Source organism: Rhodopseudomonas sp. (assembly GCF_013377015.1).
Taxonomy (GTDB): Bacteria; Pseudomonadota; Alphaproteobacteria; order Rhizobiales; family Xanthobacteraceae; genus JARJEH01.
The window spans coordinates 1-20,521 of sequence record NZ_JACABA010000008.1 but is presented as its reverse complement, the minus strand read 5'-3'; the positions used below and the strand labels follow the sequence as shown (position 1 = coordinate 20,521).

At 65.1% G+C, this 20,521-nt stretch carries 21 protein-coding genes and 1 tRNA gene; 7 read left to right on the top strand and 15 right to left on the bottom strand.

What is annotated here, in order from left to right:
- Window positions 1–82: 82 nt before the first annotated feature.
- The 7 genes from HXX15_RS22235 to HXX15_RS22205 all read right to left on the bottom strand — a co-directional run bounded on the left by HXX15_RS22235 (window position 83) and on the right by HXX15_RS22205 (window position 7,069).
- Window positions 83–505 (bottom strand): type II toxin-antitoxin system VapC family toxin, encoded by a 423-nt coding sequence (locus HXX15_RS22235; protein WP_296519068.1) that lies wholly within the window; start codon window positions 503–505, stop codon window positions 83–85.
- Window positions 502–750, bottom strand: coding sequence for a plasmid stabilization protein (locus HXX15_RS22230; RefSeq protein WP_296519067.1), 249 nt, complete (start codon window positions 748–750; stop codon window positions 502–504). Before HXX15_RS22230 ends, HXX15_RS22235 begins: the two co-directional genes overlap by 4 nt.
- Before the next feature lie 82 nt (window positions 751–832).
- A complete protein-coding gene (gene mdlC, locus HXX15_RS22225; protein WP_296519065.1) occupies window positions 833–2,455 on the bottom strand; it encodes a benzoylformate decarboxylase in 1,623 nt (540 codons plus the stop codon).
- Between the two features lie 152 nt (window positions 2,456–2,607).
- On the bottom strand, window positions 2,608–3,471 hold the full coding sequence (locus tag HXX15_RS22220; protein WP_296519063.1) for a MaoC family dehydratase N-terminal domain-containing protein: 864 nt from the start codon (window positions 3,469–3,471) through the stop codon (window positions 2,608–2,610).
- Window positions 3,468–4,580 carry a CaiB/BaiF CoA-transferase family protein gene (locus tag HXX15_RS22215; protein WP_296519061.1) on the bottom strand — a complete coding sequence of 371 codons (1,113 nt, stop codon included), beginning with the start codon at window positions 4,578–4,580 and terminating at the stop codon, window positions 3,468–3,470. Before HXX15_RS22215 ends, HXX15_RS22220 begins: the two co-directional genes overlap by 4 nt.
- A 10-nt stretch (window positions 4,581–4,590) precedes the next feature.
- Window positions 4,591–5,763 carry an acyl-CoA dehydrogenase family protein gene (locus HXX15_RS22210; RefSeq protein WP_296519059.1) on the bottom strand — a complete coding sequence of 391 codons (1,173 nt, stop codon included), beginning with the start codon at window positions 5,761–5,763 and terminating at the stop codon, window positions 4,591–4,593.
- A 40-nt stretch (window positions 5,764–5,803) separates the two neighbouring features.
- Window positions 5,804–7,069, bottom strand: coding sequence for a cytochrome P450 (locus HXX15_RS22205; RefSeq protein ID WP_296519057.1), 1,266 nt, complete (start codon window positions 7,067–7,069; stop codon window positions 5,804–5,806).
- 310 nt (window positions 7,070–7,379) lie between these two features.
- On the opposite strand from HXX15_RS22205, the gene HXX15_RS22200 reads away from it, so the two are divergent.
- Window positions 7,380–8,552 carry an isovaleryl-CoA dehydrogenase gene (locus tag HXX15_RS22200; protein WP_296519054.1) on the top strand — a complete coding sequence of 391 codons (1,173 nt, stop codon included), beginning with the start codon at window positions 7,380–7,382 and terminating at the stop codon, window positions 8,550–8,552.
- A 235-nt stretch (window positions 8,553–8,787) separates the two neighbouring features.
- Here the strand turns inward: HXX15_RS22200 and HXX15_RS22195 are convergent, their stop codons facing one another.
- Window positions 8,788–9,222 carry a hypothetical protein gene (locus tag HXX15_RS22195; protein WP_296519052.1) on the bottom strand — a complete coding sequence of 145 codons (435 nt, stop codon included), beginning with the start codon at window positions 9,220–9,222 and terminating at the stop codon, window positions 8,788–8,790.
- Between the two features lie 262 nt (window positions 9,223–9,484).
- Here HXX15_RS22195 and HXX15_RS22190 point away from each other — a divergent pair, with 262 nt between their 5' ends.
- Entirely contained in the window at window positions 9,485–9,775 is a 291-nt protein-coding gene (locus HXX15_RS22190) for a hypothetical protein (protein ID WP_296519051.1), read from the top strand.
- Window positions 9,776–9,922: 147 nt separating this feature from the next.
- On the opposite strand, the gene HXX15_RS22185 is transcribed toward HXX15_RS22190, so the two are convergent.
- Both HXX15_RS22185 and HXX15_RS22180 read right to left on the bottom strand, forming a co-directional pair.
- Window positions 9,923–10,741: a DUF2927 domain-containing protein gene (locus HXX15_RS22185; protein WP_296519049.1), complete on the bottom strand. Its 819-nt coding sequence runs from the start codon at window positions 10,739–10,741 to the stop codon at window positions 9,923–9,925.
- 66 nt (window positions 10,742–10,807) lie between these two features.
- Window positions 10,808–11,416, bottom strand: coding sequence for a L,D-transpeptidase (locus HXX15_RS22180; RefSeq protein ID WP_296519047.1), 609 nt, complete (start codon window positions 11,414–11,416; stop codon window positions 10,808–10,810).
- 231 nt (window positions 11,417–11,647) lie between these two features.
- Between HXX15_RS22180 and HXX15_RS22175 the strand changes: the two genes are divergently transcribed.
- The 3 genes from HXX15_RS22175 (at window position 11,648) to HXX15_RS22165 (ending at window position 14,311) form a co-directional block, all read left to right on the top strand.
- Window positions 11,648–13,192 carry an acetolactate synthase large subunit gene (locus tag HXX15_RS22175; RefSeq protein WP_296519046.1) on the top strand — a complete coding sequence of 515 codons (1,545 nt, stop codon included), beginning with the start codon at window positions 11,648–11,650 and terminating at the stop codon, window positions 13,190–13,192.
- Window positions 13,193–13,280: 88 nt separating this feature from the next.
- A complete protein-coding gene (locus HXX15_RS22170) occupies window positions 13,281–13,781 on the top strand; it encodes a hypothetical protein (protein WP_296519044.1) in 501 nt (166 codons plus the stop codon).
- 98 nt (window positions 13,782–13,879) lie between these two features.
- Window positions 13,880–14,311 carry a DUF5413 family protein gene (locus HXX15_RS22165; RefSeq protein WP_296519042.1) on the top strand — a complete coding sequence of 144 codons (432 nt, stop codon included), beginning with the start codon at window positions 13,880–13,882 and terminating at the stop codon, window positions 14,309–14,311.
- 901 nt (window positions 14,312–15,212) lie between these two features.
- On the opposite strand, the gene HXX15_RS22160 is transcribed toward HXX15_RS22165, so the two are convergent.
- The 4 genes from HXX15_RS22160 to HXX15_RS22145 all read right to left on the bottom strand — a co-directional run bounded on the left by HXX15_RS22160 (window position 15,213) and on the right by HXX15_RS22145 (window position 18,028).
- Window positions 15,213–15,530, bottom strand: coding sequence for a hypothetical protein (locus HXX15_RS22160; RefSeq protein WP_296519040.1), 318 nt, complete (start codon window positions 15,528–15,530; stop codon window positions 15,213–15,215).
- A gap of 183 nt (window positions 15,531–15,713) precedes the next feature.
- Window positions 15,714–15,788, bottom strand: a tRNA-Val gene (locus tag HXX15_RS22155).
- A gap of 117 nt (window positions 15,789–15,905) precedes the next feature.
- Window positions 15,906–17,180, bottom strand: coding sequence for a hypothetical protein (locus HXX15_RS22150; protein ID WP_296519039.1), 1,275 nt, complete (start codon window positions 17,178–17,180; stop codon window positions 15,906–15,908).
- A gap of 227 nt (window positions 17,181–17,407) precedes the next feature.
- Window positions 17,408–18,028 carry a DUF1134 domain-containing protein gene (locus HXX15_RS22145; protein ID WP_296519037.1) on the bottom strand — a complete coding sequence of 207 codons (621 nt, stop codon included), beginning with the start codon at window positions 18,026–18,028 and terminating at the stop codon, window positions 17,408–17,410.
- A 110-nt stretch (window positions 18,029–18,138) separates the two neighbouring features.
- Between HXX15_RS22145 and HXX15_RS22140 the strand changes: the two genes are divergently transcribed.
- Entirely contained in the window at window positions 18,139–18,639 is a 501-nt protein-coding gene (locus HXX15_RS22140) for a YHS domain-containing (seleno)protein (RefSeq protein WP_296519035.1), read from the top strand.
- 3 nt (window positions 18,640–18,642) lie between these two features.
- On the opposite strand, the gene HXX15_RS22135 is transcribed toward HXX15_RS22140, so the two are convergent.
- A complete protein-coding gene (locus tag HXX15_RS22135) occupies window positions 18,643–19,476 on the bottom strand; it encodes a 3'(2'),5'-bisphosphate nucleotidase CysQ (RefSeq protein WP_296519033.1) in 834 nt (277 codons plus the stop codon).
- Between the two features lie 132 nt (window positions 19,477–19,608).
- On the opposite strand from HXX15_RS22135, the gene chpT reads away from it, so the two are divergent.
- Window positions 19,609–20,286: a histidine phosphotransferase ChpT gene (gene chpT, locus HXX15_RS22130; protein WP_296519031.1), complete on the top strand. Its 678-nt coding sequence runs from the start codon at window positions 19,609–19,611 to the stop codon at window positions 20,284–20,286.
- The last annotated feature ends 235 nt before the right edge of the window (window positions 20,287–20,521 follow it).

The window sequence follows — 20,521 nt, the reverse complement described above, 5'->3', positions numbered from 1 at the left end:
ATACGGCGAACATCGATCGCGGTCAAGGCATCGGGCGCTGAAAAGGCGCGCGTCGTCTCACCAAAGCTCGAGCTGGAAACCTCTACGTCCCCGTCCACGGATCGACCACCGTGATGCCGCAGTCGGCGAAGTCGGAGGTGTTGCGGGTTGCCAGCCGGGCGCCGCGCGAACGGACGATGGCGGCGATCTGGGCGTCGATCTGACTGATCGGTCGCCCGCCGTGGCGCCGGCTCGCCGCGATGGCCGGATAGGCGTCGGCGGCGTCGGTGTCGAACGGCAGCACGCGACCGGCCAGATCGACCGCGAAGATCGGTCGCGCGGCGGCGATCAGCTCGTCCCGGCGGCGTCCTTCCGGAAGCAGCGCCAGGCCGTAGAAGATCTCCGCCTGCGTCAGGGTCGTGGTGAACACGCCTGCCATCGGCTGTTCACCGAACCACGCCATCACCGCGGCATCCGGCTTTGGACGCATCAGCTCCGAAATGACGTTGGTATCAAGGACGATCATTCGCCGAAATCCGGCGGCTGCCGAATGTCCTCGCGGCGCGTTTCGCGGAGGTCGACGCCGCCGAGCGCCGCGAACCGATCATGGATGGCTTGCGCGAGATTGCGTGCGCGAGGCTCGTCGGTCGACAGCGCCGAACGCAGGATGTCCCGCGCCTCGTCCTCCATCGAGCGCCCGTTGACGGCGGCGCGCACGCGAAGCCGCTTCTTGATGGCGTCGTCGATGTTCCTGATCGTCATCACCGCCATGGCAGCCTCCATAAGTCAATGACTGCAAAATAGTCAATGAAGAGCTGGCGAGCAAGTGGTGAAAGGGCGAATCGTCCCGCGCTCACCCCTTCTTCGCGTAGAGCAGCGGCACGGCGGCATCGACCACCACTTCGACCAGGCTGACGCCGTCGTGGGTCAGCGCGCGGGCCAGCGCCGGGGCGAGGTCGGCGCAGTTGGTGACGCGCGCGGCGTCGCAGCCGAGGCCCTCGGCGAGGCGGACGAAATCGATGCCGGGGAGGTCGAGGCCGGGCACGTTGCGAACCTGCATCACCTGGCTGAACGAGCGCATCGCGCCGTAGCCGCCATTGTTGATCACCACCACGGTCAGCGGCAGCTGGCGTTGCGCCGCTGTCCACAGCGCCTGGATCGAATACATCGCCGAGCCGTCGCCGATCAGGCAGACGATGCGGCGCGCCGGCTGCGCCAGCACGGCGCCGACCGCGGCGGGCAGGGCGAAGCCGAGGCCGCCGCTCGCCATGGTGCAAAAACTGTCCTGGCCGCGCATCGGCATGAATTCTTGCATCGCCGGCCGGTGCGACGGCGCTTCCTCGACCAGCATGGCGTCGGCCGGCATCGCCGACGCCAGCGCGTGCAGCAGGAATTCCGCCGGGATCGGATCGGCGACGGCGGGCGCCGGCGGCCGCACGCGCGGGGCGGGCGCGGCGCGCCTGGTCTCCGGCAGCAGCTCGAGCAGCAGCGTCAGCGCCGGCACCATGGTGGCGACGATGCTGGTGCCGACCGGGGTGACGGCGGCGGCGGTGGCGTCGTCGGTGATCTGGAAGATGTCAGTTGCGCCGTCGAAGATCGCGGCGTGGCCCTCGACATGGAAGGTGAACACCGGCGCGCCGATCACCACCACCAGATCATGGCCGCGCAACGCCTCGGACAATTGTCCCGGCGCGGCATGCAGGAAGCCGGCGAACAGCGGATGGGTTTCCGGAAAGCTGCAGCGATGCGAGAACGGGCTGGCCCACACCGCCGCCTTGGCGCGCTCGGCCAGCCGCACCATCAGGTCCACGGCGCGGGCGCGATCGACCGCAGGACCGACCACGAAGGCCGGAGTCTTGCTGGCGGCCAGCGCCGCGGCGAGCGCCTGCATCAGCGCCGGCTCCGGCCCGCTCTCGCGGCTGATGCGGCGCGCGGCGACCGGCGCGGCGGGCCGCGCCCAGTCGTCGATCGGCACCGAGACGAAGGTCGGCCCGCAGGGCGGCTGCATCGCCACATAATAGGCGCGGGCGATCGCGGCGGGCACGTCCTCGGCGCGCGCCGGCTCGACGCTGTATTTGACGTAAGGCAGCGGGAATTCGGCGGCGCGCTCGGCGCCGAGGAACGGCTGCAGCGGCAGCAGGCTGCGCGCCTGCTGGCCGGCGCTGATCACCAGCGGGGTCTGGTTGCGATAGGCGGTGTAGATGTTGCCGAGCGCATTGCCGACCCCGGCCGCCGAATGCAGATTGACGAAGCCGGCATTGCGGGTCGCCTGGGCGTAGCCGTCCGCCATGCTGACTACGCTGGCCTCCTGCAGGCCGAGCACATAGTCGATGTCGTCCGGCCAGTCGGCGAGGAACGGCAATTCGGTCGAGCCGGGATTGCCGAACACCTTGCTGATGCCGAACGCGCGCAACAGGTCGAGCGTCACGGATTTGACGGTGGTAGGCGCGGCTCTGTTTGCCTTGTCGCGTGCCAAGATCGTTTCCCCGTATCAGTCGGCGTTGATGATGCCGTTGGCCGATCAATCCGGGTGAATGGGGCGGAAGTCAACTCATGGGTGTCGATGTCCTTGCCATAAAGGCAGCGCGCTCCCTCGCCCCGCTTGCGGGGAGAAGTCCATGCGCGCGATCACCACGTCGCAGTGCCCTTCATGGTCGGCGAACCCGCCGCATTCGCGGTCCAGACGTCGATGCCGGTCGCGGTCTCGTTGGCGTTGACCGAAAATTCGGCGCCGTCGAACAGCGGCTGCAGCCCGCGATAGGCGAATTTCTTCGGCGCCTGGCCATCGTGCAGCTTGGCGGCGAATTCCACCAGCAATGCCGCCTGCATCGGGCCGTGCACCACCAGCCCCGGATAGAACTCGACCTTGGTGACGTAGTCGCGGTCGTAATGGATGCGGTGGCCGTTGAAGGTCAGCGCCGAATAGCGGAACAGCAGCACCGGATCGGCGAGGTGGCTCTCGCGATGGGCGGCCGCGGGCGGCGCCGCGGCGGGCTTCGCCGGCGCCGCGGCGGCATTCGGGTTGTCGCGATAGACCAGGTCCTGGCGCTCGCGGATCGCGATGCCGCGCGGCGTCGTGATCTCGTGCTGCACCGAGACGAAGCACAGCGACCCGGTCGAGCCGGTCTTCAGCGTCACGTCGGCGATGGTCGACGTCCGCGTCGCCTCGTCACCGACGCATAGCGGTTCGATGAATTCGATTTCGCCGCCGGCCCACATCCGGCGCGGCAGCGGCACCGGCGGCAGGAAGCCGCCGCGGGTGGGGTGGCCGTCGGGGCCGAGCATCGCCATCGGATAGACCGGCTGCGCCAGGCACCAATGAACCGTGAACGGCGCGGCGTCGCCCGGCTGCGGCGTGCCGATGTCGAGAAACAGCGTCGCCCGCAGCCCCTTCACCAGCTGCGCGGTGACGGTGTCGGTGGCCTGTTCGCTGCGGCCGATCCATTGCCGCAGGTGATCGAGATCGAGCGCGTCGGTGGCGGGAGCGGTCATGGTGTCGGCTTTCCGGGTTTGGATTTGTCGCCGATCCCCGGCACCGCGCCGTAGCTGCGCGGCTCGTCGACGACGATCGCCGCCGGGGCCGGATAGCTCACAACGCCGGCCGGGGTTTCGACGGCGATCCGGCGCAGATGCGGATGCTTGGCGAGGTCGCTCATGGTGTTGACCTCGGCGAAGGCGATGTCGGCGCTGGCCAGATGCGCCAGCAAATCCTCCCGGGTCAGCGCGCCGAAGGCGTCGGCGACGGTCCGGTCGGTGAAGGCGCGGTTCCGCACCCGCTCGACGCCGTTGCACAGCCGCAAATCGTCGATCAGCTGCGGCTGGCGCAGCACCTCGGCGCAGAGTTTCTTCCACTCCCGCTCGCTCTGGATCGAGATCAGGATGTCCTTGCCATCCTTGGAGGTGAACACCCCATAGGGAGCGATCGACGGATGCGCCAGGCCCATCCGCTGCGGCGGGTTGCCGGCCTCGGCGTTGAGCAGCGGCACGGTGAGCCAGTCGGCCATCACGTCGAACATCGAGATTCGGATGTCGGCGCCCTGGCCGTGGCGCGAGCGCCCGATCAGCGCCTCGAGGATCGCCGCCTGCGCGGTGGCGCCGGTGGCGACGTCGACGATCGACATCCCGACCCGCGACGCGCTCTCCGGTCCGCCGGTGATCGAGGCGAGGCCGCTTTCGGCCTGGATCAGCAGGTCATAGGCCTTGCGCTCGGCATAGGGGCCGTCGTCGCCATAGCCCGAGATGGTGCAGATGATCAGCGCCGGATAGTCTTGGCGCAGCCGTTCGCGGGTGAAGCCGAGCCGGTCCATCGAGCCGGGCTTTAGATTCTGCAGCAGCACGTCGGCGGTGGCGATCAGCGCCTCGAGATCGTTGCGGCCATCCTTGGTGGCCAGATCGATCACCGCGGATTCCTTGCCGCGATTGAGCCAGACGAAGTAGCTGCTCTGGCCCTTGGCGGCGTGGTCGTAGCCGCGGGCGAAATCGCCCTCCGGCCGCTCCACCTTGACCACATGGGCGCCGGCATCCGCCAGCCGCGAACTGCAGAACGGCGCCGCGACCGCCTGTTCGACGGCGACGACGGTCAATCCTTCAAGCGGCAGCATGGCGGCGCCCCTAGTAAGAGCGCGGCATGCCGAGCACGTGCTCGGCGAGATGCGACAGGATCAGATTGGTGGAGATCGGCGCCACCTGATACAGCCTTGTTTCGCGGAATTTGCGCTCGACGTCGTATTCCTCGGCGAAGCCGAAGCCGCCATGGGTCTGCACGCAGGCATTGGCCGCTTCCCAGGAGGCGTCAGCCGCCAGCATCTTGGCCATGTTGGCTTCGGCGCCGCAATCGAGCCCGGCCTCGTATTTGCGCGCGGCTTCCTTCACCATCAGCTCGGCGGCGCGCATCTGCGCATAGGCCTTGGCGATCGGGAACTGCACGCCCTGGTTCTGGCCGATCGGCCGGCCGAACACCACGCGCTCCTTCGCATAGGCGGTGGCCTTGGCGATGAACCATTTGGCGTCGCCGACGCATTCGCTGGCGATCAGGATGCGCTCGGCATTCATGCCGGACAGGATGTAGCGGAAGCCCTTGCCTTCCTCGCCGATCAGATTTGCCGCCGGCACCTTGAGGTCGGTGAAGAACACTTCGGTGGTGGCGTGGTTCATCATGGTGCGGATCGGGCGGATCTCGAGGCCGTTGCCCTTGGCTTCTTTCATATCGACCAGGAACACCGACAATCCGTCGGTGCGCTTCGCCGACTGGTCCTTCGGCGTGGTCCGCGCCAGCAGGATCATCAGGTCGGAATATTCGGCGCGGCTGGTCCAGATCTTCTGGCCGTTGACGACGTAGTTGCCGTCCGCATCCTTCCTGGCGAAGGTCTTCAGCGAGGTGGTGTCGGTGCCGGAGGTCGGCTCGGTGACGCCGAACGCCTGCAGCCGGACTTCGCCGGTGGCGATCTTCGGCAGCCACTGCGCCTTCTGCGCATCGCTGCCATGCCGCAGCAGCGTGCCCATGGTGTACATCTGGGCGTGGCAGCCGCCGCCATTGCAGCCGGCGCGCTGGATCTCTTCGAGGATCGCAGCGGCGGCCGACAGCCTCAGGCCCGAGCCGCCATATTCCTCCGGGATCAGCACCGACAGATAGCCAGCCTCGGTCAGCGCATCGACGAAGGCCTTGGGATAGGCCATGTCGCGGTCGAGTTTGCGCCAATATTCGCCGGGAAACTGCGCGCACAATTTGGCGACGGCATCGCGGATGTCATGGAACTCGTCCTGCTCCGCGGCTTGGTTTTTCATCAAGGAAATTACACTCTGGTCTGGATTGTCGGGGGATGTGTCAGGAGACGCGAACCGGCAAGGACTCGTAGCCTTTGACGAAGCTCGAATACACCCGCTTCGGCTCTCCGACAACTTCAATACGCTCGAACCGCTTGAGCATTTCCTCCCACACGATCCTGAGTTGCAGCTCGGCGAGCCGCATCCCGACGCAGCGGTGGATACCGAAGCCGAATGACAGATGGGTGCGCGGCCGGGCGCGGTCGATGATGAAGTCGTTAGGGTTCTCGATCGCTTCCTCGTCGCGGTTGCCGGAGACGTACCACATCACTACGCGGTCGCCTTTCTTGATGGTCTTGCCGCCGAGTTCGGTGTCTGCCAGCGCGGTACGGCGCATATGCGCCAGCGGCGTCTGCCAGCGGATCACCTCGGGCACCATGGTGTCGATCAGCGCCGGGTTGGCGCGCAGCTTGGCGAACTGATCGGGATTCTCGTTCAGCGCCAGCACCGATCCCGACATGGTATTGCGGGTGGTGTCGTTGCCGCCGACGATCAGCAGGATGATGTTGCCGATCAGGTTGTCGTGGGTCATGTGCCGGGTCGCATCGTTGTGCGCCATCATCGAGATCAGGTCGTTGCGCGGCTCGGAATTGACGCGCTCGTTCCACAGCTTGGTGAAGAAGGTCGCGCATTGGCTCAACTCGTCGCGGCGCTGCTCCTCGGATTCGACGATCATGCTTTTCGGCAGCGCGGTGGCGACGTCGGACCAGCGCGTCAGCTTGCGGCGTTCGTCGAACGGAAAGTCGAACAGCGTCGCCAGCATCTGGGTGGTCAGCTCGATCGAGACCCGGTCGACGAAATTGAAGGTCTCGTTGCGGGGCAGGGCGTCGAGCACTTTGCCGGTGCGCTGTCGGATCAGGATCGCGAGTTCGTCGAGATGGGTCGGCGTGAACATCGGCGACACGGTCTTGCGCTGCTCGGCGTGGCGCGGCTGATCCATCGCGATGAAGCTCGGCCAGTCATAACCCTGCGGGGCGTCGCGGATCGAGATGCCGCCGAGCGTCGAATCCGACGAGAACACGCCGTGATTGGTGTCGACATGCATGATGTCGTTGTATTTGGTGACCGACCAATACGGCTCGATCGGCGCGTTGGTGCAATAGTGCACCGGCTCTTCCTTGCGCAGCCGCTCGAACCACGGCCACAGCGTATCGTCGCGGAAATGCCGCGGCGCGCCCGGATGGAATTGTGCCAGCGGGGTGGCGTAGGCTTCCTCACGCGCGGCGCGCTGGCGGGCGGCTTTCTCGGATTCGATGGTGCCGTGCATGGCGGCGGCCTCCCTGGTCGTTGTCGCCGTGGCGGGTGCCGGCGGGTGATTTGCGGGCGGAATTACAGCCGGTCGCGGTGCCGAGGGCAAGGTTTCCCTGCGCCGTTTGGCCTCGCGCCGAACAATTTGATCCGACAGTACAATCCGTGATGTTCCGGCACTTGTGTCGAGCCGCTGGCGATTTCGGGCCGGTTTCGCTATGCGGCAGGCCGCGACCATTGTCCCCTTCTCAGCCTCGCACTTGCGTGACATGGTCGCCGCAACCAAAAAGCCGCGGCGCCGACCGCTATCGACCAGAGAAAGCCCGACCATGATCCCCAATGCGCAACGGATGTTCAACTTCGACCTCGGCGAGACCGCGGATGCGATCCGCGAGACGGTGCGGGATTTTTCGCAGAACGAAATTGCTCCGCGCGCCGACGAGATCGACAAGAGCAACCAGTTCCCGCGCGACCTGTGGCCGAAGCTCGGCGCGCTCGGGTTGCACGGCATCACCGTCGAGGAGGAGTATGGCGGCTCCGGGCTCGGCTATCTCGAGCATTGCATCGCAGTCGAGGAAATCTCCCGCGCCTCGGCCTCGGTCGGACTGTCCTACGGCGCGCATTCCAACCTCTGCGTCAACCAGATGCGCCGCAACGGCAACGAGGCGCAGAAGCGCAAATATCTGCCGAAGCTGATCAGCGGCGAACATGTCGGCGCGCTGGCGATGTCGGAGCCGGGCGCCGGCTCCGATGTGGTGTCGATGAAGACCCGCGCCGAGAAGAAGGGCGACCGCTACATCCTGAACGGCAGCAAGATGTGGATCACCAACGGCCCGATCGCCGAGACGCTGGTGGTCTATGCCAAGACCGATCCGGCGGCGGGCGCGCGCGGCATCACCGCCTTCATCATCGAAAAGGGGATGAAGGGATTCTCCACCGCGCAGAAACTCGACAAGCTCGGGATGCGCGGCTCGGACACCGGCGAGTTGGTGTTCGAGGATTGCGAAGTGCCGGAGGAGAACGTGCTCGGCGATGTCGGCCGCGGCGTCAACGTGCTGATGAGCGGCCTCGATTACGAGCGCGCGGTGCTGGCGGCCGGGCCGCTCGGCATCATGCAGGCCTGCCTCGACGTGGTGATGCCCTACGTGCACGAGCGCAGGCAGTTCGGCCAGCCGATCGGCACCTTCCAGCTGGTGCAGGCCAAGGTTGCCGACATGTATGTGACGATGAACGCCTCGCGCGCCTACGTCTACGCGGTGGCGAAATCCTGCGACCGCGGCGAGACCACCCGCGAGGATTCCGCCGGCGCAATCCTCTACGCCGCCGAACGCGCCACCCAATGTGCGCTGGATGCAATCCAGCTGCTCGGCGGCAACGGCTACATCAATGACTACTCCACGGGCAGGTTGCTGCGTGACGCAAAACTGTACGAGATCGGCGCCGGCACCAGCGAAATCCGCCGCATGCTGATCGGCCGCGAATTGTTCGAAAAGACGGCGTGAGGCAAAGCCTCTCATTCCGGGATGCGCCCCGCTTTGGGCGCAGGCCCGGAATCCATACGCCGCAGCGTCGCGTTGTGGCGATGCCGTCGATCTATTTGAGGCCAGGGGTTATGGATTCCGGGCCTGCGTTCAGGTCGGCTGCGCCGACCAGAATGCATCCCGGAATGACAACCTTGACGCGATCGTGTCTGCACAATTGCCGCGCGCCGTAACGACGCCCGGCGTGTGTACAACTTCAAGCCGTGCAGGCCGGCACGAACTGCGCGAGCTCTGGGCCGCGCAAATACAGCATCTCCGTCCGCAATCCTCCGCGGCGTGAAATCCAATGGCGAATTGCCCCGGGCAGATTGGCCAGCACCACGTGGGTCCAGCGCGCGCTGATCACCGCGTGACCGTGGTCGTCCGGCTCCCATGCCGAATGGAAACCGAGCGTGGCGTTCTGGGTGGCGCAGAGCCGGCCGCGCGGGACGATGCCGAGCACTAGCGTGCACGCCGACAGGCACGATCCGTCGATCACGACGCGCTCGTTCGACGCGCGGGCACTCCGGTATCTCGATAAGTAGTCCTCGATGCGGCCGCCGGAATCCGAATGGATCCAGATTGTTGCATGCGCCGACGTCGCCCATGACAGCGCCAGCGCCATCATGGCCAATCCTCCAAGTTTACGCACAACATTCCTCCCTGCTTTTCTTGCTCTGGTATCTGCGATTGCGAACCAGATGCGAAAGCCTGTTAGTTAGCTCCAGACGAGCGACTAACTTGTTTCGAATTGTTGCAGAGAGTGGACGTTACGACAATTCCTTCATTAGGACAAAGTTAACTACAACATGCACTTTAAATGGTTGTGCTGATCATCTCGGCCGACATTTGCGTGTGGTATTTTTTGCGTATTTGCGACCCCCTCCGAATTCCCAAAGATGGACAATTGAAAGATGAAGAAGCTCGCGCCTTTTGCCTTCCTCGCGCTGATTTCCCTGGCCCTGCCGGCGTGCAATCAGACGACGGTGGCGTCTAACTCGTCCGGCCTGCAACGGACCGGCTACAATTCGGCGTCTATGCCAGCCCCCGCGGTATCCGCATCGCCCACCCGTCAGGCCTCGGCGATGGGCCGGAGCAATGGCGCGGTCGCCGATTGCCGGTCGAAATTCGCGATGGATCCGAACGCCTATAGCGCCTGCCTGCAGAACCTGCCGGCCAGCGCGCTGGTTGCCAGCAACCGCTGACGGTTGATGCGAACCCGTTCCCCTTCCCGAGCGGGAAGGGGACCGGGTCGTCCGGAAGGCGATTTGCGATCCGAACCGCTAGATCATGATTCTGAAAAGTGGATAGCGGTTTGCGGAAAAGATCATGCTCAATTGAAAACCCGGCGCCTATTCGGCGAGATTGTTCAGCTTCGCCACCCAGGCCCGCACATCTGCCAGCACCTGCGGCAGCACCGCCTTGACCTCGGCGATCGTCATCCCGGCCTTGATCTGCGGGTGATACAGGATGTTCAGCAGGTACTGATCGTAGACGTCGAAATAGCCCATCTGGACGGCGTCGTTGAACATCGTCCATGGCACCGAATCAGTGTCGTTGATCGGCCCCAGCGACTGCAGCAGTTCCTCGTAGGCGCAGTCGAGGAAGACGAAGTCGCCATTGTCGACGGTGAGGATCACGTCGGAATGCTCGATCTCGTATTTCTCGTTCTTGCGAAAGCCGGACAGGCATTGCGGATCGAGCGAATTGTGGATTTCACGGGCCCGCTCGGCGCCGTAGAAGCTGGTGATGGTGCGGTCGAGGTCGCGGTCGCGCACCAGCCGCACGGCGACATTGGCGGCGTCGGCCTTGTCCGCCATCGCGATGTCGAGATGTTCAACTTTGGCGGCGATATCGGCGACGACTTTGGCGAGCCGCGCCTTGCGGTCGGGGCGGTTGGCGCCGTCGGCGAATACCCGGACCGGCGAGTCAAATTTGCGGATCCGGTCGACCCGGCCGGCCAGATGGAATTCGGCACCGAACGCCGTCTTGAAGAAGCCGTCGAGGATCTCGGCGTCGCTGAAGCTCTTCTTTTCAGTCCGTTGCTTCGTCGCGATCGCCGCCGGTTCGGCGGCGGTGGATGGCTTAAGCGCGGCCGCGCCGATCGCCGCGCCGGTCAGGACGACCGCGAACAGCCATGGCACCCGCCGGGACAGCAGAGCATTTTGCATCGCCGTAATGCTGCCGCGATCCCTATCCTTGCGCAAGGATGATGGCGCGTCGGCCCGCGGCCGAACTCAGTTCTTCACCACCACCGTGGCGCCGACTGAGACACGGTTGTAGAGGTCGGTGACGTCGTCATTGGTCATCCGGAAGCAACCCGACGACACTGCCTGGCCGATCGTCTCCGGCTCGTTGGAGCCGTGGATCCGGTACAGCGTGGAGCCGAGATACATCGCGCGGGCGCCGAGCGGATTCTCGATGCCACCGGGCATGTGGCGCGGCAGGTCGGGGCGCCGGGCCAGCATCTGCGACGGCGGGGTCCAGCTCGGCCATTCCTTCTTCGCGGTAATGCGATGCACGCCGCCCCAGCGGAAGCCGTCGCGGCCCACCCCGATGCCGTAGCGCAGCGCCTGGCCGTTGCCGGTGACCAGATAGAGCCGGCGCTCCCCGGTGCTGATGACAATGGTGCCCGGTGCATAATGGCTCTGGAAGCCGACCACGGTGCGGGGAATCGGGCCGGTGCCGCCACCGCTGCCGAAACCGGAGAAGAAATTGGCCAGCGACGGCGAATCGTCGACCTGGAAGTCCTGCTTGGGCTGATGTTTGCGCTCGCGCGCGTCGGCGGGGGCGGCGATGGCGATCATCGCGGTGACGGCGAAAAGCACGGCAAAAATTCGGTTCATCATCTTCCTCGCGACAAAATCTGCGCCCGAGAGAGGCCATAATTCGCCCGGCTTCGCAACCCACGGCCGCGTGAGCCCAGCGGTTCCGGGCGATGGTGTGAAAACGGCAACAGCAGCCGGTCGCGCTCCGCTTGCTGGCGATGGCAGCAATGTGCGCCCGCGAAGCCTTTGACGAAATGGTGGAACAATGATTGATCGATTGCAGGAACAAAAGCCGAGAGGGAGCGAGCGATGAACGGTGCGGAAAGCCTGGTGCGAACCTTGGTCGCGGGCGGCGTCGATGTTTGCTTCGCCAATCCCGGGACTTCGGAGATGCACTTCGTCGCCGCACTCGATCGCGTCGAAGGGATGCGCTGCGTGCTCGGGCTGTTCGAGGGCGTGGTGACCGGCGCCGCCGACGGCTATTACCGGATGAAGGGATCGCCGGCCTCGACGCTGCTGCATCTCGGCCCCGGACTCGCCAATGGCCTCGCCAATCTGCACAACGCCAAGAAGGCGTCGTCCGGCATCGTCAACATCGTCGGCCAGCACGCCACCTACCATATCGACTACAACGCGCCCTTGACCTCCGACATCGAAGGCTTGGCGCGGCCGATGTCATCCTGGGTCCGGACTTCGCCGGATGCGCAATCAGTCGCCGGCGACGGCGCCGCCGCGATCGCCGCGGCGAAAAGCCATCCGGCGCAGATCGCCACCCTGATCCTGCCCGCCGATACCGCCTGGAACGAGGCCGACGGCATCGCGGCGGTGCCGGAGGAGTCCCAGCGCGCGAGTTATTCGCCGCGCGCGGTGGAGACCGCGGCGAAAATCCTACTCGGCGGCGCCCACACCCTGCTGCTGCTGTCGGGCGGCGCGCTCACCGAGCACGGCCTGGCGCTGGCGGCGCGGATCGCCGGCAAGACCGGCTGCAAGGTGATGGGCCAGACCTACAATCCGAAGATGGCGCGCGGCCGCGGCCGCTTTTCGATCGACCGGATTCCTTACGTGATCGAGCAGGCGCTGCCGATCCTGAAGGACTTCAAGAATATCGTACTGGTCGAGGCCAACGATCCGGTGGCGTTCTTCGCCTATCCGAACAAGCCGAGCCTGTTGAAGCCGGAAGGCTGCGAGGTGCATCGCATGACCGCCGGCGGCGAGAATTCGGTCGCCGCACTCGAGGCGCTGGCCGGCGCGCTCGGCGCCAAGCCGCAGGACGCCCAGCCGCAAAAGCTGGTCGAGCTGGCGAAGCCGACCGGCGCGCTCAACCACGCCTCGATCGCGATGGCGATCGCGATGGCGATCCCGGAGCACGCCATTGTCATCGATGAATCGATCACCACCGGCCGCGGCTTCTTTCCGCCGACCGCCGCGGCCGCGCCGCACGACTGGCTGCAGAACATGGGCGGCTCGATCGGGTTCTCGACCCCGGTCGCCACCGGTGCTGCTGTGGCGTGTCCCGATCGCAAGGTGATCTGCATGGTCGGCGACGGCAGCGCGATGTATACGCTGCAATCGCTGTGGACCCAGGCACGCGAGAACCTCGATGTCACCACCATCGTGTTCGCCAATCGCACTTATCAGATACTGAAGGGCGAGTTCGAGGGCGTCGGCGCCGGCGAGATGGGCCGCCGCGCCGCCGACATGCTCAACATCGACCGCCCGGCGCTGGACTGGGTGGCACTGGCCAAGGGCATGGGTCTGCCGGCGCGTTCGGTCGCCACCGCTGAGGACTTCAACAAGGCGCTGGCCGACGGTATCGCTGGCAACGGGCCGAACCTGATCGAGGTGTTGATGTAGTGTCGCGCCGTGTCCGAATTGGTTTTGCGCCGGACCGCGGTCTGGGCCATGATGCGCGCGTTCGGGTGTCCGAGCGGGGCGAGGGTGAATGCAGGGCGCGTTGGACAAGCTCGCGGGCGCGGTCGAGCAACTCTATGCACGCGACGCTTTCCTGTTCGCCAAGGATCTCGGAGAGCGGACGCTGACGCACCGGGTCGCGGTTCATCTGGAACATCAGTTCCCGGATTGGAGCGTCGATTGCGACTATAACCGACTCGGCGACCGCACCTGGCTGCTGCCGAAGGCGAGCATCGTCTCGACCGACGACGATCTCGGCAAGTCGATCTATCCCGACATCGTCGTGCATCGCCGCGAGGTGCCGGACAATATGCTCGCGGTCGAGGTCAGGAAGGCGCGCAATCACCAGCCGTTGGAGCACGACCGGCACAAGCTGCGCGCGCTGACCGACCCGCATCTGTGGTTCGCCTACCGCATCGGGGTCTGTCTGATGCTGGGCAAGAGCGGCGTTACCGCGTCCGAAGTGTTCGTCGGCGGCGGCGCCGACTCCGCCTTGTCGGAGTGGTTTTCACGCCGTCTGAAATTGGACTAGATTGCGCGACGGCCGGCCGGGCGAACGGTTCAAGGCCTCAAGTCTGGAGCGGCAGGTCTGGAGTCTGCAATTCTGGAGATGGCAATTCTGGAGATGGCATGAAGCGATATCTGATTTTTGCGCTGCTTGGTCCGTTCGTTGGCGGACTGTTGCTGCTGTTCGCCACCAGCTATCTGTCGGGCTACTGGGTCCACACCAATCTGATGGAGATCAAGAAGTTTTTCATCGTCCTCTTCAAGTCGCTGAAATACAGCTATCTGTTCGGAATCTTGCCGGCGCTGATGATCGCCGCGGTCGATGAGATCTTCTGTCATGTTCGACGGATAGGCCCGCTGTCGCGGATGCTGCTGGTTGGCGCGATCGCCTTCCTCGCCACCGCGTTCATGTACAGCAACCGTGGCCCCGACAGCGGCGCGCTGCAGTTCATCCTCTACGGGCTGGTGGGCCTGGTGCCGGCGCTGCTGTCGTCCTGGCTGTCGCACAAATTCGCCGACCACCCTGCACCACAGGCGGCGCATTCGGCGAGCTGATCGGACGCGAAGCGCCTGTCCCCTCGCGGCGGCGAGGAGACGCGGAATCCGACAATTCCCACCCTCGTCATTCCGGGGCGCGAGCAGCTTCGCTGCGAGCGAACCCGGAATCTCGCTGAAGCACTCGGCATTGCCGCAAGATTCCGGGTTCGCTCGCCCGACGGGCTCTCGCCCCGGAATGACTGCGAACTCGATGAGGCGGATCAACTCACCTGGAAGTGCTGCCGTGATGGTGAGACACGCGCCGCCCCCCGCGCTGCAGCCGGATGCCGCGAAGCGCCTTCTTGGGTAGGATTCACGCGTCGGAAAAAAATTGCTGATTACTTATCCCCGGACCCCGAACCTCCCTTATCATGCGCTGGTCCCGCCCCACGGAGGGGCGTTTCGCGATCGTCACGGACGCGGGGCGGGATGCGGTGGACGCGGTCGGCGTCGGCCGGGGCGGATGCGGGATCGGCCGCAGCCTAACCGGTGGACGACGCGCCGACGGCGGACGACCGAAGTCGCGTGGTCCCGGCGTCGCGATGCTGACGCCATGTGAAAGCGGAGGCTCCGTCCTGATGCCGACAGCGGAGATCCCTCAGCCAACACGAGCGGTGACGAAAACAGCCGTCCACCGGGGAGAGCGCGAAATAGGTCGTAACCCATCGCGTGCGGAACGCCGGATGTTTCCGGTGTGGCCGTGGTGACTAACTCGTGTGCTTGTTTTCACTGCACACGAGGCCGCGGGTGCATCGGGCACCCGGCGTTCCGCGCGCCCTCTTCAAGGAGAGGGCGGGACGCTCGCCGCAAAACCCGGGCGCAAACGCGCCGCGGGAACGATCGCGCATATCCGGACTCATCGTGGCTGTTTGACAATCAAATCGGAATTCGCGCTCGGCGTTCGCGCGAGCGCGGGCGACTACGACCGCGCCGGGCTATCGCCCCACGAACTCAGGCTTTCGATAGCGTCTTCCTGCAGCGCCTCTTCGAGGATAGCCTTCAGCGCCGCATGCCGCTCGGTAACGGCCTTGAAATCGGCGGCGGTCATGCCGGCGTCGCGGGCCTGGACCAGCCGGCTGAGGCGAAGAAACTCCTCGGTCTCCTCCGGCGACAGGCCGACGATCACGGTGCCGCCCTGACTGTCCCTGGTCAGCGCGCGCTTCTGCTCCAGCCACAGCCGCAACGCGGTTTCCTGCTCCAGCAGGGCAGTGATCTTCTGTTCGTATGAATGAGGCATGGGTTTCGTCCGTTTCCCGACCCTGTCGGCTGCCCGACCCTGTCGATGGTCTGATGAGCCATCTGCGCGCTGGCTAGCGCGGGGTGCGGTGCGGCCGCATTGTGCAGAATCAAATGTTACCGCGCGGGCGCCGCGGCATTTCGGCAAAGCGGTAACGGGTTCTGTGGGGGCGGCGGTGCGGAATGGTGGGCGCACAAGGGATCGAACCTTGGACCTCTCCCGTGTGAAGGGAACGCTCTCCCGCTGAGCTATGCGCCCGGGATGATCGTACATCTCGGGAACGGCGGTTTCCGCCGGTCCTGAACGACCTTGATGGCGGGATTTACGGAGTGCAGGGCAGGGGTGTCAAGCGCCCTGCCGGGCGTTTGCGGATATTCAGCCGATCTGGCGGGCGCGGGAGGCATGCGACTGCAGCGCCCGGATCCGTTCCGCCAGCGTGCCGCGGGCGGGCTCGATGCCGTTCATCGGTTCGGCGCCGTTGGCGGGGCGGGCGGCTCTCGCTGGCTCCGGCTCCGCCGCCAGGATCGCCTCGATCGCCGAATCCGGTCCTTCCAGCGTCATCGCCAGCTTGGCCACTTCGGCGGCAATGTCGTTGATACGTTCGCGCAGCAGCGCGTTCTCCATCCGCTCGGTGGCCCACGAGCTTTCGGCCTGCTGCTGGATCGCGTTGAGATCGCGCTGCGCCTGGGTGCGTTCGTCGCGGGCGACCCGCAACTGCTCCTCGAGCGCGGCCTTCTCGGCGCGCAGCCGGCCGAGCTCGGGCGAATTGCCGCCATTCATCGCGGCGACATCGTCGCGCAATTGCTTGGCGGCGGTTTCGGCGGCGGCGTTGGCGGCCTTCAGCTGATTGTTCTCGAATTCGCGCTCGGCCAGCAATTTTCCCTGGGTGGCGAGCCGGTTCTCCAGATCGTTGACGCGGTTGCCGAGCATCTCGGCTTCCTTGACCTGGACGATTAGCTGGCGGTCGAGATCGGTCACCCGCTGGCTGAGATTCTCCACCCGCCCGCGCGCCTCCTCGAGCTCGCGGGTGGCGGCTTCGGACTCGCCGCGCTGCTGCTCCAGCCGCGACTGGGTGGCGGCGAATTCTTTCTCGGCGTCGTCGACGCGGTTCTTCAACGCGTCGATCTGGGTCCGCACCGCGATCAGTTCGACTTGGCGGCTGTCCGCCATCATCGAGCGGTCGCTCAATTCGGAATTGATCCTGGCGAGCTCGGCCTGCTTGTCGATCAACGCGGTTTCGGCGCCACGCAGCGCCTGGGTCTTGGTGGCGAATTCTTCCTCGGTGGCGCGCAACTGCTCCTTGACCGCCTTCTCGCGGGCTTCGAGCGTGAAGATCGCGGCGTTCTTCTCGCCGAGTTCGATCTTCAGCCGGTTGATCGCATCGCTCTTCTTGCCAAGCTCGGCGAATTGGCTGGTGGTCTTGTTCTTGAGCTGGTCGACGCTCATCTCCAGCCGCCGCGCCGACATCGCGAATTCGGCGCGCAGCTGATCCTTGTCGGCCTGGATTTCGGCCATCGATAGCGGCGTCGCCGCTTCGAGGCGCTTGGTGGTGAGGCGTACCGCGCGGTTATGGACCAGCGGCACGATCATTAGCCCGCACAGCATCGAGACCAGAAAACCGATCGCCAGATACATGATCGGCTCGATCATGGATGTCTCCTACACGAGGAATCGACGCACCCGTTCCGCAATGCCAAGCAGGCCCGGCGGATCGCGTCAGCACAAGTTGTAATCGCGAGCATTTTGTTGAGGCAAACGAGTTCGCACCGCTCAAAAACCCTGCTCCTCACAATGCCATGAGGTGCACGGAAAATACCAGCCCAATGCCGCGTTAACGTGAATCCGTAACCAGATACGGCCGCGCGCTGGCGGTCGGATCAGAACGGGTTCCAGGTCGCATTCGGGGTATATTTGAGATACCCGATATTGGCCCCTAACCGCAGCCCGAGGCCGGAGCGGATCGGCACCAGCACGATATTGTTGGCGGTCAGCGCGGTCATGCCGAAGCCGCCGACGATATAGGCCGAGCCGTCGATACCGGCGAAGCGCTGATAGATCGCATTGGTCGACGGCAGATTGTACACCAGCGTCATGGTCCGCGCGCCGTCGCCGCCCCAGTCGAAGCCGACCGACGGACCCTGCCAGTACACCCGCAGATCGCCGGCGTTCTTGGTGTAGAGCGTGCCTTCGCCATAACGCAGCCCGGCGACGAAGGCGCCCGAGCCTTCCTCGCCCAGGATATATCCGTTCGGCAGGCCCCATTGACTGACCGCGCGCTCGATCACCGAGGCCAGCCCCCTGGAGACGTTGCCGAAGAATCGGTGGCCGGCATTGGTCAACTCATCCGGGCCGAAGGTGCTCGGGCTTGCCGCCGCCCGTGGCGGCGCAGGCTGTTGCTGGTATGGCGGCTGCTGCGGCTGCCCTTGCTGCGCTGTTGCCGGCGCGATCATGGCCAGCGCGGCGAGCGTCAGCGCAGCGAGGCGTGAAGCGAAGCTCATGAAACTTACCCCTGGGTATTGAAATGCTCGCGCCGCTCTTAACCGGATGCTGACCGGCATCCTTTACGCTGCGTCGATTGTCCCCGACTCGGATGTTATCGGTACCAACTATGACGGCACAACGGCAGGAAAGAAACGCTTGGCGCCGCGGAATAGCCTTGATCGGGCTGCTGGCGGCGGTTGTGCTGGGCTCGGCCGCGATGGCCCAGGCCGCGACCACCGAGCGGGTAGTGGTCAATCGCCACACCGGTCTGGCGATCGGCGGCTTTGATCCCGTGGCGTATTTTACCGATCACGAAGCCAGACTCGGGGACGTCCAATTCGAAGCTTCCGCGAGCGGCGCGGTCTGGCGCTTCAGCAATTCCGGCAACCGTAGCTTTTTCCTCGCCCGTCCAGATATTTACGCCCCGCAATTCGGGGGCTATGACCCGGTCGATGTGGCGCGCGGGGTGGCGGTGGCGGGCAATTCCCTGCTCTGGCTGGTGATTGGCCAACGGCTCTATCTGTTTGGGCGCGAGCAAAACCGCGACGCCTTCGCAGCGAACCCGGAACAGTTTCTGCAGGACGCCGGCCAACGCTGGCCCGAGTTGCTTTCCACTCTGGCGGAGTAGCGCTCAGCCCACCGCGTTCGGATCGCCCCAAGCAATGAACTCCGGCACGATGAATTTTTCCCCCGGTTCGTCGAAGCGCAGAGCGACGCCTTTGCTGTCGGTCACCCGGCCGCCCGCCGCGGTGACGATGGCGTGGCCGGCGGCGATGTCCCATTCGCAAGTCGGCGCGAGGCGGGGGTAGATATCGGCCCTGCCTTCCGCGACCTGACAGAACTTCACCGCTGAGCCGACCATCTGCCGAACCGCGCCCGGCCTGCTGTCGATGAAGGCGATGGTTCGATCGTCGAGATGCAGCCGGCTGATCGCCACGATCCAGTCGCGGCCGGCAGCGGGGAACGGCCGGGTGTGGATCGGCTCGGCTTTGTAGGTCAAGCCATCGGCGTTGATCGTCAGTCGTTCGGCGCCGACGCCGACCAGCCCGCGCCATACGAGGCCAAGCGCAGGCGCTCCGACGATGCCGAGCAGCGGCTTGCCATCGGTCACCAGCGCCAGATTGACCGTGAACTCGTCACGGCCGGCGACGAACTCCTTGGTGCCATCCAGCGGGTCGATCAGGAAGAAGCTGCCCGAACCGGGCCGGCCGAGTGCGGCGCGTTCCTCGGACAGCGCGGGAATGCCCGGCATCAGCCGCGCCAGCCCTTCGGCAATGATCCGGTCGGAGGCCAGATCCGCCTCGGTGACCGGCGATCCATCAGATTTACCTTCGACCGCCATGGTGCCGCGATTGACCGCGAGCGTGGCGGCGCCGGCGCGGAGCACCAGATCGGTAAGGGGCTCCATCATCGCGGCCGCGGCGTCGCGGCCGATTGCCGGTCCGGGCAGGATTGCCTTATGCATGAACGTCGTCTTCCTTAAGACGGCCCGAGCGGTGGCCGTTGTGTTGGCAGTGCAACCGCCTGCAGTGTATCAAGCCATCAAGCATGGCTGATTCGTCTCGTCCGAGCCGAGCGGCTTCCGAGGAACAGATCAATGTCTGGCACTGCCCCTCCTGCCGAAATCCCCGCGCAAGTTCCCGCGCCGGTCCCCGCACCCGATGCGCTGGAACTTGCAGCGCTTTTGTGTTCGCGGGTTTGTCATGATCTCATCAGTCCGGTTGGCGCGATCGTCAATGGACTTGAGGTGCTCGATGACAGTCCGAAGCAGGAAGATCGCGAATTTGCCCTCGATTTGATCAGAAAGAGCGCCAAAACGGCGTCGGCGCGGCTGCAATTCTGCCGGCTTGCGTTCGGCGCAGCCGGGTCTGCCGGTGCGCAGATCGACCTCGGCGACGCGCAGAACATGGCGCGGGGACATCTTGAGGACGAAAAGACTAAGGTTGCGTGGAATCTGCCGCGAATCCTGCTGCCGAAGAACCGGGTCAAGCTGCTGCTCAATATGATGGTGATCGCGCAGCAGACGATTCCGCGCGGCGGCCTGCTAACGGTCGATCCCGTCGGCGAAGGCGAGGCGATGGGCTTCCGGGTCACCGCGGCCGGGTTGAATGCACGGGTGCCGCAGAACATCATCGATCTGCTGAGCCCCGGCCACACCGGAGCGGTCGAATCCCATGCGGTGCAGCCTTATTACACCCGGCTGCTGGCGCAGGCCTGCGGATTGAGCGTGACACTGGCTCCCGAGGGCGAAGCGGTGGTCGTCACCGCGTCCTGATCCACCGGGTCATGGTTAACCTCAGGTTAAATATCGCCGGCAGCTTTTGAAAATCCGCCTCTATCTCAAGGTAGGGCGCATTCGGTCCCGATACTCAACCAATATTAAACGCTTTCCGCACACAGTAACCGCATTCTTAGGGGCGTGACGAGAGTCACGCGCCGGTGCGATTGAAAGCGTGTGTCATGGACGATCTTCTGCGTGAATTTCTGACTGAGACGAACGAGAGTCTGGA

Excerpts from the sequence above, each read along its gene's own strand:
- HXX15_RS22235 (WP_296519068.1), bottom strand. The coding sequence starts at position 505 with ATGATCGTCCTTGATACCAACGTCATTTCGGAGCTGATGCGTCCAAAG.
- HXX15_RS22230 (WP_296519067.1), bottom strand. The coding sequence starts at position 750 with ATGGCGGTGATGACGATCAGGAACATCGACGACGCCATCAAGAAGCGG.
- HXX15_RS22220 (WP_296519063.1), bottom strand. The coding sequence starts at position 3,471 with ATGACCGCTCCCGCCACCGACGCGCTCGATCTCGATCACCTGCGGCAA.
- HXX15_RS22215 (WP_296519061.1), bottom strand. The coding sequence starts at position 4,580 with ATGCTGCCGCTTGAAGGATTGACCGTCGTCGCCGTCGAACAGGCGGTC.
- HXX15_RS22210 (WP_296519059.1), bottom strand. The coding sequence starts at position 5,763 with ATGAAAAACCAAGCCGCGGAGCAGGACGAGTTCCATGACATCCGCGAT.
- HXX15_RS22205 (WP_296519057.1), bottom strand. The coding sequence starts at position 7,069 with ATGCACGGCACCATCGAATCCGAGAAAGCCGCCCGCCAGCGCGCCGCG.
- HXX15_RS22200 (WP_296519054.1), top strand. The coding sequence starts at position 7,380 with ATGATCCCCAATGCGCAACGGATGTTCAACTTCGACCTCGGCGAGACC.
- HXX15_RS22190 (WP_296519051.1), top strand. The coding sequence starts at position 9,485 with ATGAAGAAGCTCGCGCCTTTTGCCTTCCTCGCGCTGATTTCCCTGGCC.
- HXX15_RS22185 (WP_296519049.1), bottom strand. The coding sequence starts at position 10,741 with ATGCAAAATGCTCTGCTGTCCCGGCGGGTGCCATGGCTGTTCGCGGTC.
- HXX15_RS22180 (WP_296519047.1), bottom strand. The coding sequence starts at position 11,416 with ATGAACCGAATTTTTGCCGTGCTTTTCGCCGTCACCGCGATGATCGCC.
- HXX15_RS22175 (WP_296519046.1), top strand. The coding sequence starts at position 11,648 with ATGAACGGTGCGGAAAGCCTGGTGCGAACCTTGGTCGCGGGCGGCGTC.
- HXX15_RS22170 (WP_296519044.1), top strand. The coding sequence starts at position 13,281 with ATGCAGGGCGCGTTGGACAAGCTCGCGGGCGCGGTCGAGCAACTCTAT.
- HXX15_RS22165 (WP_296519042.1), top strand. The coding sequence starts at position 13,880 with ATGAAGCGATATCTGATTTTTGCGCTGCTTGGTCCGTTCGTTGGCGGA.
- HXX15_RS22160 (WP_296519040.1), bottom strand. The coding sequence starts at position 15,530 with ATGCCTCATTCATACGAACAGAAGATCACTGCCCTGCTGGAGCAGGAA.
- HXX15_RS22150 (WP_296519039.1), bottom strand. The coding sequence starts at position 17,180 with ATGATCGAGCCGATCATGTATCTGGCGATCGGTTTTCTGGTCTCGATG.
- HXX15_RS22145 (WP_296519037.1), bottom strand. The coding sequence starts at position 18,028 with ATGAGCTTCGCTTCACGCCTCGCTGCGCTGACGCTCGCCGCGCTGGCC.
- HXX15_RS22140 (WP_296519035.1), top strand. The coding sequence starts at position 18,139 with ATGACGGCACAACGGCAGGAAAGAAACGCTTGGCGCCGCGGAATAGCC.
- HXX15_RS22135 (WP_296519033.1), bottom strand. The coding sequence starts at position 19,476 with ATGCATAAGGCAATCCTGCCCGGACCGGCAATCGGCCGCGACGCCGCG.
- chpT (WP_296519031.1), top strand. The coding sequence starts at position 19,609 with ATGTCTGGCACTGCCCCTCCTGCCGAAATCCCCGCGCAAGTTCCCGCG.